This window comes from Burkholderia sp. RF2-non_BP3, from assembly GCF_001522185.1.
GTDB classification, from domain to species: Bacteria; Pseudomonadota; Gammaproteobacteria; order Burkholderiales; family Burkholderiaceae; genus Burkholderia; species Burkholderia diffusa.
Genome location: NZ_LOSU01000028.1, coordinates 525,425 through 538,941 on the forward strand (window position 1 = coordinate 525,425; position 13,517 = coordinate 538,941).

Here is a 13,517-nt window from a genome sequence, read left to right on the forward strand (position 1 = left end):
TCCCCGTAGCTGAATTCTGATTGTTGGCTGTCGCGCGATGTGCCGCGTGTCTGTACATTCGGCCAGACGTTTGCAGGGCGCGTCGCGAGGAACACGGGAGAGATTAAGTTTCGGCGCGCGGATTTTCTATCGGACGTATCTGAATTTTCACGGGCATCTGTGCGAGACCGTGATGGCGATGCCGGGAAGACTGCCCGCCTCAGAGGTCGGGGAAGCCCGAGCGCCCCTGCGTCAAGTCGAACAGCTCGGCCTTGGCCGCCGCCTCGGCCGTTTCCGGCAGCTTGATCACGAGCTTCACCGTCATCCCGTACGCGCTGTCCACCAGCTCATAACCCGCCTGCTCGATCCAGCGGCGCACGCGCGCCTCGTCCGGGTAGCCGATTTCGATTGCGAACCGCGTATGGCGAATGCGTTCGACCCGCTCGGCGTCGAGCAGCGCGGAGGCGATCGCATCCGTATAGGCGCGCACCAGGCCGCCCGCGCCGAGCTTCACGCCGCCGTAGTAACGGACGACCGCACCGAGCACGCCGTCGAGATCGTGATGACGCAGCACTTCGAGGATCGGCCGGCCGGCGGTGCCCGACGGTTCGCCGTCGTCTGACATGCCCGACTGGCCGCCCGCAAGCAGCGCCCAGCACACGTGGGTGGCCGTCGGGTGCTCGTCGCGCAGGCGCTGCAACGCCTGCATGGCGGCATCGCGGTCCTCGACGGGGATCGCGAATGCGATGAAGCGGCTCTTGCGGATTTCGAGTTCGCGCGTGTAAACAGTAGCGAGTGAATAACTCATTGAACGGAAAACAGGTCGTGTGGGGGCGGCATCGAGCGCATTATGAGCCATTCCGGTGCAGGATCGACGCAAGGCACGCCGGGTCGGGGATCGGTTCGATAACCGACGATGCGCGATTTTCTCGAGAAATTGATAAATGGTTAAATCTGGAAGGCGCCTCGCGCAGTGGCGTTGATCTTTTGTAACGGCCCTGTTACAGTTCCGGCGCACTGATATGCCGCTCATTCAATCGCAGCGATTGACAATCCGGGTGCCGGCTTCGCAAACATTACGATTCCCGATTTTTCCAGGTAGTACCGGAAGGGGGAGTCGATGGCGCGAGTCCGGTGGTCAATACGCGATGGGCGGCTTTCATCGAAAGCGGAGCGCAACCGCCTGATGCTGGGTGGCGCGATATAAAAACACCCAAGAGAAGCAATCCTAACGAGAACAACAATGGCCGATTTGCATTGGACCATGCCAATCGCCAGATGGACGTCGATTTCGACCGCGGGGGTGCCGGGCGTCGAAGCCCTCGATCCGATGGTGCGACGCCGCTTGAGCCGGCTGTCGCGGCTCGCGCTCCAGGCGGCCTACGATTGCGCCGGAACGGAAAATCCGTTGCGCATGGTGTTCGCATCGCGTCACGGTGAACTGGTGCGCACCACCGGCATTCTTGCCGACATCGGCGCCTCGGAACCTGTCTCGCCGACGGCCTTCAGTCTCTCGGTTCTCAATGCCGTTACGGGTATTTTCGGAATCGCCCGTCGCGACCGAACGGCAGCCACGGCGATCGCGGCCGGCCATGAAACGCTAGGCTACGCGCTGCTCGAAGCCTTTTCCCAGTACGCAACGTCGCCGGGCTCGCCGGTGCTGCTCGTCTATGCGCACGAGCCAGCCGATCCCGTTTATGGCGATGTCGATGACGATCCTGAAAGTGTCGGGCTGGCCATTCTGATTGGCGCCGGTGAATCGGCCGACTATCTGACCTGTGAGATGGCGGCGGGCGACGCGGGCGATGCCGACGATGCGGCCGGTACGCAAAGCGAGGCGGTGCTGCGTTGCCTGTCCGCGCGCACCACGGCGTCGTGGCGCTGTCAGCACGCATCCTGGCGATGGAGCTTGCATGATCGCGCGGCTTGACTACGGCTGGCGTCTGTTCGCGACCGGTGCGAGCCTGGCGCTTTTCGCGCTGTGCGGATCGGCGTTCTCGTTGTTGGCGATCGTCGTCGGCGGATTATGGCCGCATCGGCGCTCGCGCCAGCGCGGGGTGACGCTTGTCATCCATTATTTCTTCCGCGCGCTGGTCGCGATGCTGCAACACATCGGCGTGATGAGGCTCGAGCTGAGCGGCACGGAGCGCCTCGCAAAGGACGGCCCTGCGATCGTCGTCGCGAACCACCCGACCTGGCTCGACGTCATGGTGCTGCTGTCGCTGACGCCGAAGGCGTGCTGCGTCGTAAAGCGTGGTCATTGGGGCAACCCCTGTTTCTGGGGTATCGTCCGCGCGGCCGAGTACGTGAGCAATGCCGATGCCGTCCATCTCGTCGAGGCCGGCGCGCGACAACTGGCGGCGGGTTACACGATGATCATCTTCCCGGAGGGGACGCGCAGTCCGGGCGGCAATCGCCTGCATTCGTTCTCACGCGGTTTCGCACATATGGCGCTGCAGTCCCGCACCCGGATCCAGCCGGTGCTGATCGATTGCGACCCACCGGTATTTACCAAGGCGCTGCGCTGGTATCACGTGCCGGCTCGAGCATTTCGTATGCGCATCGACGTCCTCGAGCCGATGGACCTGAACCGGCTGGCGCCGAACGTGACATCACCGTCGATTGCCGCTCGCAGCATCGCCCGCGAGGTGGAAGTGCACATTACTCAAAGCCTGTTTCAGCATGGATACTTTAAAACTGCAAATTAAGCAGCTTCTGATCGAGATGCTCGATCTCAGCGACATGGCGGTCGACGACATCGACGACGATGCGCCACTGTTCTCGACGGACGGAATCGGACTCGATTCCGTCGATGCGCTCGAAGTCGGCATCATGCTGCGCAAGAAATTTCACCTGACGATCGCGGCGAACGACGAACGCACGAAAGCGCATTTCCGTTCGATCAACACGCTGGCGGCGTTCATTGCCGACCAGCAGTCTCATCAGGCATCGCAAGAAGCCGTGCTGGAAAAAGGGAGTCACTCGTGACCGACGCAGAAATCCTGGAGCGCATCCGCGCCATCTTTCATGAGAATTTCGCGATCGAGCCGGAGCGGGTGACGCCCGATACGCACCTGTTCGAAGAGCTTGATCTGGACAGCATCGACGCGGTCGATCTGGCCATCAAGCTTCAGGAAATGACAGGCAGGCGCATCAAACCGGAAGAGTTTAAATCGGTACGGACCGTCGGTGACGTTATCGCCGCCGTTCACGTGTTGCTCACGCGCGCTTGACGATGGTGGTGACGGGCATGCGGGCTACTACGGGCACGGTCCTGCCGCGCTGGGCAGGTGTCGCGACCAGGGCTGCACTGGTCCTTGCCTATCCGCTCGTCATCCTGTTTGCGTGGCAGAGCATGTCGCCGCGTTACGTCGGTTGCCTGTTGATCGCATTGCTGTGGCTGCAGCGCACGGTCGGCAAAGGCACGCTGGCGAAGGCGCTCAAACGCCTCACGCTGCTCGACTGGGGCGTGGCCGGTGCATTGACCGTGTTGTCGGCCGCGATTGCCGTGACCGATAGCGAACGACTTCTTCATCTCTACCCGGCATGCGTGAGTGTCGGCTTGTTGGTCGCGTTCGGCGCGACGCTGCGGCACGGTCCGACCATGATCGAAAAATTCGCACGACTGACTTATCCCGAACCGAGTCCGGAAATCGTCGGGTACACGCGGCGCGTCACACAGGTGTGGTGCGCGTTCTTTATCGTAAACGGCAGTTTTTCGGTTTATACGGCGCTGTACTGGAGCCGTGCGGGATGGGCGCTTTACAACGGGCTGATCGCGTATGTGCTGATCGGTGCGTTGATAGCAGGCGAGTGGCTGTGGCGCAGGCGCTTCATCGCCGTCGCGCGAAAGCGAACGGGTGTCGCATGATTGCGCTGCACGAGATCCTGTGTGCCGAAGCGGATAGCGGAGTGGCGGTTTGTCGCGATGGCGCCGAGGTGCTGACGCTGGGTGATCTGCGCGCTCGCGCCGGCGCGATTGCGAGGCTAGTGGAAGCGAGCGGCGCGCGACGCGTTGCGATTTGCACGGATGATCCGTACGAGTTCGCGTGTGCATTGTTTGCGGTTGCGGCGGTGCACGGGGAAGTCGTGATTCCAGCCAGCAGCGCACCCGGCTATCTTGATGCACTGGCGCATGCATACGACCTCGTGCTGGATGCGCCGGCACTGGCCGCATGCGGGCACGACACGGATGCCGGATCTGCACGCTTCACCCGCCCGATCGATGCTGTCGCAGCGGTGACGCTTTACACGTCGGGCAGCAGCGGCACCGCGAAGCCGGTGCGAAAGTCGCTCGCGCAGCTTGATGCCGAAGTGCGCACGTTGCAGCGCGAATGGGGCGACCGGACAGGTGCGGCAGTGACACTGTCGAGCGTACCGCATCATCACATCTACGGACTGCTCTTCAGGATCCTTTGGCCGCTGGCGGCCGGCCGCGCGTTTGACCGGATGACGGTGCTTGAACCGCTGCAACTGCAGCAGCGGCTGGCCGAATACGGTGGTGGTGTCGTGGTCTCCACGCCGTCGCAACTGATGCGCTGGCCGGCGTTGCCCGGTTTTCCGATGCGGGCGCCCATGCCGTGCGCGTTCTTCTCGTCGGGCGGCCCGTTGCCGGCCGATGCGGCTTCGGCCTATTCGAACGCATTCGGCGCTGCGCCGCTCGAGATATTTGGCAGTACCGAAACCGGTGGCATTGCATGGCGTCGCCAGGACGTCGCACACGCGTGGCAGCCGCTAAACGGCGTCGACGTGCGCTGCGACGACGATGGCGTGCTGTGCGTTCGCTCTGCCCATCTCGGCCACGATCGCTGGCACCGCACCGACGACGCCGCACGATTCGACACGAACGGTCGCTTTGCGCTCGCAGGACGACGCGATCGCGTCGTCAAGCTGGACGGCAAGCGCGTGTCGCTGCCGGAGCTCGAGGCGCGGATACTCGCGCATGCATACGTCGAGCAAGCGGCGGCCGTGGTGGTCGACGGCACGACGCGCGCGCACGTCGGCGTCGTGGCGGTATTGACCGCGGCGGGGCGCGATGCGCTGGCGGCGGATGGACGGGTTGCCGTTGCCACGACCTTGCGGCACGCGCTCGGTGCATATTTCGACGCGGCCGCATTACCGCGCTACTGGCGGTTCCTGCACGCAATGCCGTTCGATGCACGCGGCAAGTTGCCCGCCGCCGCGCTGGCGGCCGCATTCACGGCTACGCCGGAGGGCTTTGAACTGCTCGCATCATGGCGCAGCGACGACGCGTTGCATTACGAGTTGCGCGTGCCGCCCACGCTCGCGCATTTCGATGGTCATTTTCCGGGGCTGCCGATCCTGCCCGGAGTCGTGCAAATCGACTGGGCTGCGCGCCTGGCTGGCCGCGAGATGCCGACCGTGCGCGAAATCCGTTCCGTCGAACACCTGAAATTCAAGGCGCCGGTGCCGCCGGGCGCGGTGCTGTCGCTGCGTATCGCGCATGACCGTGTACGCGGCTCCACGCGCTTCGCGTTCCGTTGCGGCGACCGCGAATGCACATCGGGCGTTCTGGTCTATGGCACGGCGGCCCGATGAGCGACACCTGCATCGTCATTCCGATCTACAACCATCGCGCCGCGATCGGCGGCACGCTGGCGCGCCTCGCCGTGCACGGCCTGCCGATCCTGGTGATCGACGACGGCAGCGACGAGCCGACGCAACAGGAGCTGGCCACGCTGGCGGCGCGCTACGCGGGCCTCGTGACGCTGCTGCGCTTGCCGGTCAACGGCGGAAAGGGTGCGGCGGTCATGGAAGGATTGCGCGCCGCGCGTGCCCGGGGCTATCGGCACGCGATTCAGATCGATGCCGATGGCCAGCACGACGCGGCCGATGTGCCGAAGTTCGTCGCGGCCGCACAGGCCGAGCCGGACGCCGTGATTCTCGGCCGGCCGCGTTTCGACGACAGCGTTCCGAAGGCGCGCCTGTACGGCCGCTACCTCACGCATGCATGGGTGTGGATCGAAACCCTGTCGCTGGACATTCCCGATGCGATGTGCGGGTTTCGTCTTTATCCGGTCGACATCGTCTGCGAACTGATCGACGCGGTATCGATGCCGACACGGATGGCTTTCGACAGCGAAATCCTGGTCCGTCTCCACTGGCGCGGCCTCGCGTTCAGGACGGTTCCGACGCGAGTCATCTACCCGGTCGACGGTGTGTCCCATTTCGATGTCTGGCGCGACAACGTGCGCATCAGCCTGAGCCACACACGGCTCGTCGCGGGGATGCTCGCGCGCGCGCCGATGCTGCTGACACGCCGTCTGGCTGGGCGGCGCGGCGCGGCGCCGACGGGCCGCACGCGCGCATGGTGGCGCATGCCGGAGCGCGGTAGCCGGATCGGCATGGCGTTGCTGGCGCTCAGCTGCCGCTGGTTCGGCAAGGGCTTCACGTCGTTCTGGCTGCATCCCATCGTCGGCTATTTCGTGCTGACGAATCGTACGGCGCGCACCGCGTCGCATGCGTATATCGCGCGCCTGCGCGATGCGGAGGCGGCGGCCGTGCCGAAGCCGGGATGGCGCAGTGCTTACCGGCACATGCTCGCCTTTGCACAGGCAGGATTCGACAAGTTCGTCGCGTGGTCCGGCCGTCTCGACGAGCTCGACGTGCGTTTCGACGATTCGTCCGCATTCGATGCGCTCGCGGCGAGCGGGCGCGGTGCACTCGTGATCGGCGCGCATCTGGGCAACCTGGAAATGACACGGGCGCTTGCGCTGCGCGACGCACACACGAAGGTGACGGCGATCGTCTACACCGAGCATGCGAAGCGTTTTACCGGCGTGCTTGCCGGCGCGAACCGGGAATTCGGCAAACAGCTCGTCGAGGTGTCGAACTTCGGACCCGATACGGCGATGATGATGCAGTCGCGCATCGACGCGGGAGAGTTGCTCGTGATCGTCGGCGACCGCGTGCCGCCGCGTGATTCCGGTAAAACGGTCGACGCCCGTTTTCTCGACGCGACTGCGCCGTTCGCGCAGGGCCCGTATATCCTCGCCCACGCCCTTGGTTGTCCTGTCTACCTGTTCTTCTGCCTGAAGGAGGCGCACGGCTACCGCCTTTATTTCGAGCCGTTCGCCGACCGGATCGAGCTACCGCGCCGTGAGCGCGCCGAACACGTCGCGGCATGGGCGCAGCGCTACGCCGCGCGGCTCGAACATTATTGCCGCAAGGCTCCCTACCAATGGTTCAACTTCTTCGATTTTTGGGCGCGGCCCGATGGAGGTCCGCGTGGCGGAGCATGACATGAACGACGTCGCGGCATGCACCGCCGCGGATCCGAATCGGCCGGCCGTGGTGGTCGGAGGCCGGCATCTGACGATCGAGGACGTCGTCGCGATCGCCCGCGACGGTGCGCCCGTCGCACTGAACGCGGGACCCGAATGGCGCGCGCGGATCGAGCGCGGTGCGACCTGGCTACGCGCCTATCTCGCGAATGGCGGCACGCTGTATGGCGTAACCACCGGATATGGCGACGCCTGCGTGGTAGAGGTGCCGCCGTCGCTCGTCGAAGCGCTGCCGCTGCAGCTGACCCGCTATCACGGGTGCGGCATGGGTGACTGGTTCGATGCGACGCAAACGTTGTCCATCATCGTCGCCCGGCTCAACTCGCTTGCCTTCGGCTACTCGGGCGTGCGGTTCACGTTGCTGGAACGGCTGGCCGACATGGTGAATCACCGCATCCTGCCACGTATTCCATCGGAAGGCTCGGTCGGCGCGAGCGGCGACCTGACACCGCTGTCCTACGTAGCCGCGGCGCTGGTCGGCGAGCGCACCGTCGTGTTCGACGGCGCCGAGCGGGACGCGCGGGAGGTGTGGCATGCGATCGATCGCACGCCGCTGACGCTCGCGCCGAAGGAAGGACTGGCGTTGATGAACGGCACGGCGGTCATGACCGGGCTGGCCTGTCTCGCGTTTGCGCGCGCCGACTACCTGACACGTGTGGCCGCTCGCCTGACGGCATTGACCACCGTCGCGCTCGACGGCAGGGCCGGGCACTTCGATGCGCGGCTGTTCGACGCGAAACCCCACGCGGGGCAGGCGGAGGCGGCGGCGTGGATCCGCGCCGACCTGGTCGGGCGCGACGAATTGCCCGGACGCCGGTTGCAGGATCGCTATTCGGTACGTTGCGCACCGCACGTGATCGGCGTGGCGCGCGACGCATTGTCGTGGATGCGCCGCGATATCGAGAACGAGCTGAACAGTGCGAACGACAATCCGCTGATCGACCCGGACGAAGGGTGCGTACTGCATGGCGGCAATTTCTACGGCGGTCATATCGCGTTCGCGATGGATGCGCTGAAGACCGCGGTCGCCAACCTCGCGGACCTGATGGATCGCCAGCTTGCGCTGCTGGTCGACGACAAGTTCAGCAATGGACTCCCGCGCAACCTGACGGGCGCCGGGCCGGAACGCGCGGCGATCAACCATGGATTCAAGGCCGTGCAGATCTCGTCTTCCGCGTGGACGGCGGAGGCGCTGAAGCTCACGATGCCGGCGAGCGTGTTCTCCCGCTCGACGGAGTCGCACAATCAGGACAAGGTCAGCATGGGGACGATTGCTGCCCGCGATTGCCTGCGCGTTCTGACCTTGACCGAACAGGTTGCGGCGGCGCATGTGCTCGCGACCGTGCAGGCCACCCGGCTGCGACTTCGCGATAATCAGCAGACACAACTTTCGCCCGCGCTTCGCGCGTTCGTCGACGATGTGGATCGTCAATCGCCGCTGGTGGTCGAGGACCGGCCGCTCGAAGCCGAGTTGCGCGCGCTGACCGCGCGCCTTGCCGCGTGCGAGGCGATCGGCGGCGCGTACGGCGGAATCCGGCACGGGGAGGCGGCATGAACGCATCTCGTCCGCCGCTGACCGCGACGGCCCGTGTCGAGGTCCTGTTTCACGACGTCGATGCCATGAACGTCTGCTGGCACGGCCATTACCTGAAGTACTTCGAGAGCAGCCGTGCTGCGTTGCTGCGCATGATCGACTACGACTATCCCGCGATGCTGGCGTCGGGCTATATGTGGCCGGTGGTGGAGGCGCATCTGAAGTACGTTCGTCCGGCCCATTACAGTCAGCAGCTCGACGTGCGCGCGACGCTGCTCGAATTCGAGAACCGGCTGAAGATCGGGTACGAAATCGTCGACGCGGCGTCCGGCGAGCGCTTGACGAAGGGGTATACGGTGCAGCTGGCCGTCGATGCGACGACGCGCGAACTGCAGTTCGTGTCGCCGCCGACCCTGATCGAAAAGGTGCATGCACAATGGGCCTGAATTCGCACTACCGATGGTTTGCGGCGGTGACGCTGACCGTATGCATGACGCTCTCCGGCGGCACGGTGCTGGCCGCCCCGGCGCCGGTTGCGGCGTCGCGGCAGTCGAATGCCGCGCTCGTGTCCGACGTTGCGGCGCGGCTCGCGCGCGTTGGCGCGATTCGCACGGATTTTCGGCAGACTCAGACGCTGTCGGCGATGAAGCAGCCGCTCGTCAGCACTGGATCGATGTTGTTCGATCGCAGGTCGGGTGTCGTCTGGCGAATCGAGACGCCTTACAAGGCCACTTACGTGATCACCGATAGCGGCGTGCGCGAGGTCGGCGCGGACGGGCACCTCGTCGCGCCCGGCGGTGGCGGCCGCGGCGTCGCACAAGTGTCGCGCATGATGCGCGACATGCTCGGGGGTGACCTGTCGGCGCTGTACGCGCAATTCGACGTCGATGCGAGCGGAACGCCGGAACGGTGGCGGATGGTGCTGCGGCCGAATCAGCCGCAGCTTGCCCAGGCGGTTCGTGTGCTCGAAATGAGCGGAGGCGCCTATCTCGGCCGGCTCGACTTGACTTTTGCGAACGGCAATGTGACATCGCTGGAGTTCGCTCGGTCGACGCCGGTCGACGCACCCGCGCCGCTCGAGCGCGCGTGGCTGGAGGCCCGGTGATGGATGCGGCGCGTGATGTCGTCGACGCATCGGGCGAACGCGCACGGCGGCGCGGACTGTGTGCTGCATGGCTGCTCGTTGCGCTCGTGGCGGCTGCGTACATCCTATGGCGCTTCTCGAGCGGGGCCGCGCCGCTGCAGACGAACCTGCTCGCGTTGCTGCCGGCTACCGAGGCAAACCCGGTTGCCGAGCGAGCGGTCGACATGCTCGGAGATGCGCTCGGCAACCGTACCGTCTACCTGGTGACCGACCCGGACGCCGCCCGCGCCAAGGCCGCTGCGAAGCGGTTCGGTGCACGGCTCGACGCCAGCGGAGCATTTCGTTCGGTGACGGTCGAGGTGCCGCCATTCAATCTGTCGGATATCTCGGCCACCTACATGCCGGCCCGTTTCGGTCTGCTGACGGATGCGGATCGCCGGTCGCTCGAGCAGGGCGGGGCCACGCTCGACGAACGATTGGTCCGGCGTCTCTATGCACCGCCCGTCGACGGCTTGCAGACCGCCGTGGCGGACGACCCGTTCGGCTGGTTGCAGCACTGGCTCGGCGAGCTGCCGCTCGCGGCGTCCAATCTGTCACTCGAGGACGGCATGCTGGTGTCGCATCGCGACGGCGCAACTGGCGTCCTCGTGATGACGTCGTTGCCGGGCTCGGCTTACGAATCGAAGATCCAGCACGCCGTGCGCGTCGCGACGGACGATGCGGAACATGCGCTCGCGGCCGAGTTTCGGGGCGTTCGCGTCGACCGCGCCGGCGCGGTCTTTCATGCGGAAGCAGCGCGTGCCAGCGCCGAGCGCGACGTACACGTGATCGGCGCGGTATCGCTGGGCGGCATCGCGCTGCTGCTGATGAGCGTATTCCGTTCGCCGCGCCTGCTGGTGCTCGCGTTCGCGTCGACGGCATTCGGCATCGTGTGCGCGCTGGCGGCAACGCTGCTCGTATTCGGCAAGCTGCACCTGTTGACGCTGGTGTTCGGTGTGAGTCTGATCGGCGAAGCCGTCGATTATTCGATCCAGTATTTCGTCGCGTATCTCTCCGCGGGGCGGCAATGGGATGCGCGTCGCGGTGCGGCGGCGGTCAGGCCGGCACTCATGGTGGCACTGGCGACCAGTCTGCTGGGTTACGCGATCCTGATGTGGGTGCCGTTCCCCGCGCTCAAGCAGATCGCGTGCTTTGCAATCGTCGGAATCCTCAGCGCGTTCGCGGCCGTCACAGGCTTTTTGCCGCTCATGCTGACGAAGGGGCCACGGCGCGTGCCGTCCGGTGTTTTCGCGTGCGCGGCCCGCCTGCTGCGCGGATGGCAATCGCTGCTGGCCGGTCGGCGCGCCCTGTTCGCTGCCATGCTGGTTGCGCTGGTTGCGATCCCGGGTTGGACCCTCTTGAAGAGCGACGACGACATTCATCTGCTGATCCAGCGCGATGCGGACCTCGCGCGGCAGGAGAACAATATCCGCGCGGCGGTCGGGCTGGCGAACACGGCACAGTTTTTCGTCGTTCAGGGCGCAACGCCGGAGGAGGTGCTCGAGCGTTCGGAGGCACTGATCGGGTCGCTCGATCAGCAGCGGGTCGGCCGTGTCCAGTCGGTCACGACGTTCGTGCCGTCGGCCAAGCAGCAGGCGCATGACCGTGCGGTGCTGGACGCGCACGTGTTTGCCGATACCGCCACACTGCGCGGGACGCTGGCGCGCGCGGGCTTCCGCGACGAGGCGGTCGATGCGTGGATCAACGCGTATTCCCGCAATGCCCCGGAGACACTCTCCATCGACACGTGGCTGGCGGCACGCTGGTCGGCGCCGTTCCGCTATTTGTGGCTCGGACGAATCGAGGGCGGCGCCGGTCCCGTCGATGCGGCGCTAGCAATTCCCGAGCGGGTCGATGCGGCGAATGCCGAAACTTTCGCCGCCGTCGCGCGCACGCTGCCGGGCGTATCGTGGGTAGACAAGGCATCGAGTGTGTCGAGCCTGTTCGGTGCCTATCGGGTCGACAGCGGCCTGTGGCTGGCTGGCGCGCTCGTCGTGGTCGCCGGGCTGCTGATGTGGCGCTACGGCGTGCGCGGCGGCATCGCAACGACGTTGCCGGTCGTGTTCGCCATTGCGTTGACGCTTGCCGCGTTCGGCTATGCACGGGTGCCGCTTACGCTGTTCAATTGGCTCGCGCTGATGCTGGTACTCGGCGTGGGCGCCAACTACGCGGTGTTCCTCCGCGAAGGCTGCATGCGAGACAGTGCCGGCATCGGCGCAGTGTGGACCGGCGTGCTGCTGTCGGCGGCCACGACGTTGCTGTCGTTCGGGATGCTCGGAGCGAGCGCGATGCCCGCGCTGCGCAGCTTCGGCACGACCCTCGCGATGGGCATCGTGTTTTCGGTGCTGTTCGCGCCGCTTGCCACGCCGTCCACGAAGGAGTGTCGCGCATGAATTCGAAACAGGCGCCGGTTTATCTGTCGGCACCCGGCATGATCAACGCGCTTGGCGCAACCACGGACGAAATCGTCGACGCATTGTGCGCCGGCATCGCACCGGGCATGGCGCCGCGCACCGATGTTCCCGCCGGCGGCTGGGTCGGGCGCGTGCGGTCGGCGCTCGATGTCGCGCCGCCCGAATCCCTCGCGCATTTCGATTGCAGGAACAATCGCCTGCTGCTTGCGGCGCTGGCGCAGATCGGATCCTGCGTCGACGCGGCGATCGCGCGTTACGGCCCGCGCCGGGTTGGCGTCGTGATCGGCACGAGTACGTCCGGGATCCAGGCCGCAGAGCAGGCACTCGCACAGCGTGCCGCAACGGGCGCGATGCCGGCCGGATTCGATTATCGGCAGATGGAAATCGGCACGGCGGCGCCGTTCGTGCGTGCGGCGCTGGGTGTGGCCGGGCCGGCCTACACGCTGTCGACGGCCTGCACATCGAGCGCGAAGGCATTTGCAGCCGCGCGCCGCCTGTTGCAGTTGAGGCTGTGCGACGCGGTCGTCGTCGGTGGAGCGGATTCGCTGTGCGAGCTGACATTGCAAGGCTTCGCCTCGCTCGAATCGGTCAGCCCGGGGCGGACCAATCCGATGAGCCGGAACCGGAGCGGCATCAATATCGGCGAAGGCGCCGCGCTGTTCGTGATGTGCCGCGACGAAGCCGCGGTCCGGCTAGCCGGCGTTGGCGAGTCGAGCGATGCGCATCACATCTCGGCGCCGGACCCGGCAGGATATGGCGCGGAGGACGCGCTGCGCGCCGCGCTCGCGGACGCCGGCGTGGCTTCGTCCGCGATCGGCTATGTGAACCTGCACGCGACGGCGACGCGCCTGAACGACGAAATGGAAGCGAAGGTGACGGCGCGGGTGTTTCCGCACGGCGTGCCGGCGAGCGGGACCAAGCCGCTGACGGGGCACATGCTGGGCGCGGCTGGCGCGACCGAACTCGGATTCGGCTGGTTGACGCTGGCCCGCGGGATCCCGCTGCCGACGCACGTCTGGGACGGCGAGCACGATCCGGCGCTGCCGAAACTCGATCTCGTCCACGGCGAGCGCCGCCTCGCGGGCGATGCAACAGGGCGCTATGTAATGAGCAATTCGTTCGCTTTCGGCGGCAGCAATGCCAGCCTGATTCTGGGAGCCTGA

At 65.8% G+C, this 13,517-nt stretch carries 13 protein-coding genes; 12 read left to right on the forward strand and 1 reads right to left on the reverse strand.

Annotated elements, in window-relative coordinates:
• Positions 1 to 199 precede the first annotated feature (199 nt).
• Positions 200 to 787, reverse strand: a complete 588-nt coding sequence (locus WS45_RS12815) for an IMPACT family protein (RefSeq protein ID WP_059700161.1) — start codon at positions 785 to 787, stop codon at positions 200 to 202.
• A gap of 435 nt (positions 788 to 1,222) precedes the next feature.
• Between WS45_RS12815 and WS45_RS12820 the strand changes: the two genes are divergently transcribed.
• The 12 genes from WS45_RS12820 to WS45_RS12875 are packed head-to-tail and all read left to right on the forward strand — an operon-like array spanning position 1,223 to position 13,517.
• Positions 1,223 to 1,909, forward strand: a complete 687-nt coding sequence (locus tag WS45_RS12820; protein ID WP_059689929.1) for a beta-ketoacyl synthase chain length factor — start codon at positions 1,223 to 1,225, stop codon at positions 1,907 to 1,909.
• Positions 1,893 to 2,687 (forward strand): lysophospholipid acyltransferase family protein, encoded by a 795-nt coding sequence (locus WS45_RS12825; RefSeq protein ID WP_059700163.1) that lies wholly within the window; start codon positions 1,893 to 1,895, stop codon positions 2,685 to 2,687. The genes WS45_RS12820 and WS45_RS12825 overlap by 17 nt, the downstream gene beginning before the upstream one ends.
• On the forward strand, positions 2,662 to 2,967 hold the full coding sequence (locus WS45_RS12830) for a phosphopantetheine-binding protein (protein WP_059525678.1): 306 nt from the start codon (positions 2,662 to 2,664) through the stop codon (positions 2,965 to 2,967). Before WS45_RS12825 ends, WS45_RS12830 begins: the two co-directional genes overlap by 26 nt.
• Positions 2,964 to 3,212, forward strand: a complete 249-nt coding sequence (locus WS45_RS12835) for an acyl carrier protein (RefSeq protein WP_059525109.1) — start codon at positions 2,964 to 2,966, stop codon at positions 3,210 to 3,212. Before WS45_RS12830 ends, WS45_RS12835 begins: the two co-directional genes overlap by 4 nt.
• Positions 3,213 to 3,214: 2 nt before the next feature.
• On the forward strand, positions 3,215 to 3,850 hold the full coding sequence (locus tag WS45_RS12840) for a hypothetical protein (protein ID WP_059525111.1): 636 nt from the start codon (positions 3,215 to 3,217) through the stop codon (positions 3,848 to 3,850).
• On the forward strand, positions 3,847 to 5,538 hold the full coding sequence (locus tag WS45_RS12845; protein WP_059700165.1) for an AMP-binding protein: 1,692 nt from the start codon (positions 3,847 to 3,849) through the stop codon (positions 5,536 to 5,538). Before WS45_RS12840 ends, WS45_RS12845 begins: the two co-directional genes overlap by 4 nt.
• A complete protein-coding gene (locus WS45_RS12850) occupies positions 5,535 to 7,241 on the forward strand; it encodes a glycosyltransferase family 2 protein (protein ID WP_059700166.1) in 1,707 nt (568 codons plus the stop codon). Before WS45_RS12845 ends, WS45_RS12850 begins: the two co-directional genes overlap by 4 nt.
• Positions 7,228 to 8,838, forward strand: coding sequence for an HAL/PAL/TAL family ammonia-lyase (locus WS45_RS12855; protein ID WP_059700584.1), 1,611 nt, complete (start codon positions 7,228 to 7,230; stop codon positions 8,836 to 8,838). The genes WS45_RS12850 and WS45_RS12855 overlap by 14 nt, the downstream gene beginning before the upstream one ends.
• On the forward strand, positions 8,835 to 9,263 hold the full coding sequence (locus tag WS45_RS12860; protein WP_059525117.1) for an acyl-CoA thioesterase: 429 nt from the start codon (positions 8,835 to 8,837) through the stop codon (positions 9,261 to 9,263). The genes WS45_RS12855 and WS45_RS12860 overlap by 4 nt, the downstream gene beginning before the upstream one ends.
• Positions 9,254 to 9,922, forward strand: a complete 669-nt coding sequence (locus WS45_RS12865; protein WP_059700168.1) for a LolA family protein — start codon at positions 9,254 to 9,256, stop codon at positions 9,920 to 9,922. The genes WS45_RS12860 and WS45_RS12865 overlap by 10 nt, the downstream gene beginning before the upstream one ends.
• On the forward strand, positions 9,922 to 12,333 hold the full coding sequence (locus tag WS45_RS12870; protein ID WP_059700170.1) for an MMPL family transporter: 2,412 nt from the start codon (positions 9,922 to 9,924) through the stop codon (positions 12,331 to 12,333). Before WS45_RS12865 ends, WS45_RS12870 begins: the two co-directional genes overlap by 1 nt.
• Positions 12,330 to 13,517: a beta-ketoacyl-[acyl-carrier-protein] synthase family protein gene (locus WS45_RS12875; RefSeq protein ID WP_059700583.1), complete on the forward strand. Its 1,188-nt coding sequence runs from the start codon at positions 12,330 to 12,332 to the stop codon at positions 13,515 to 13,517. The genes WS45_RS12870 and WS45_RS12875 overlap by 4 nt, the downstream gene beginning before the upstream one ends.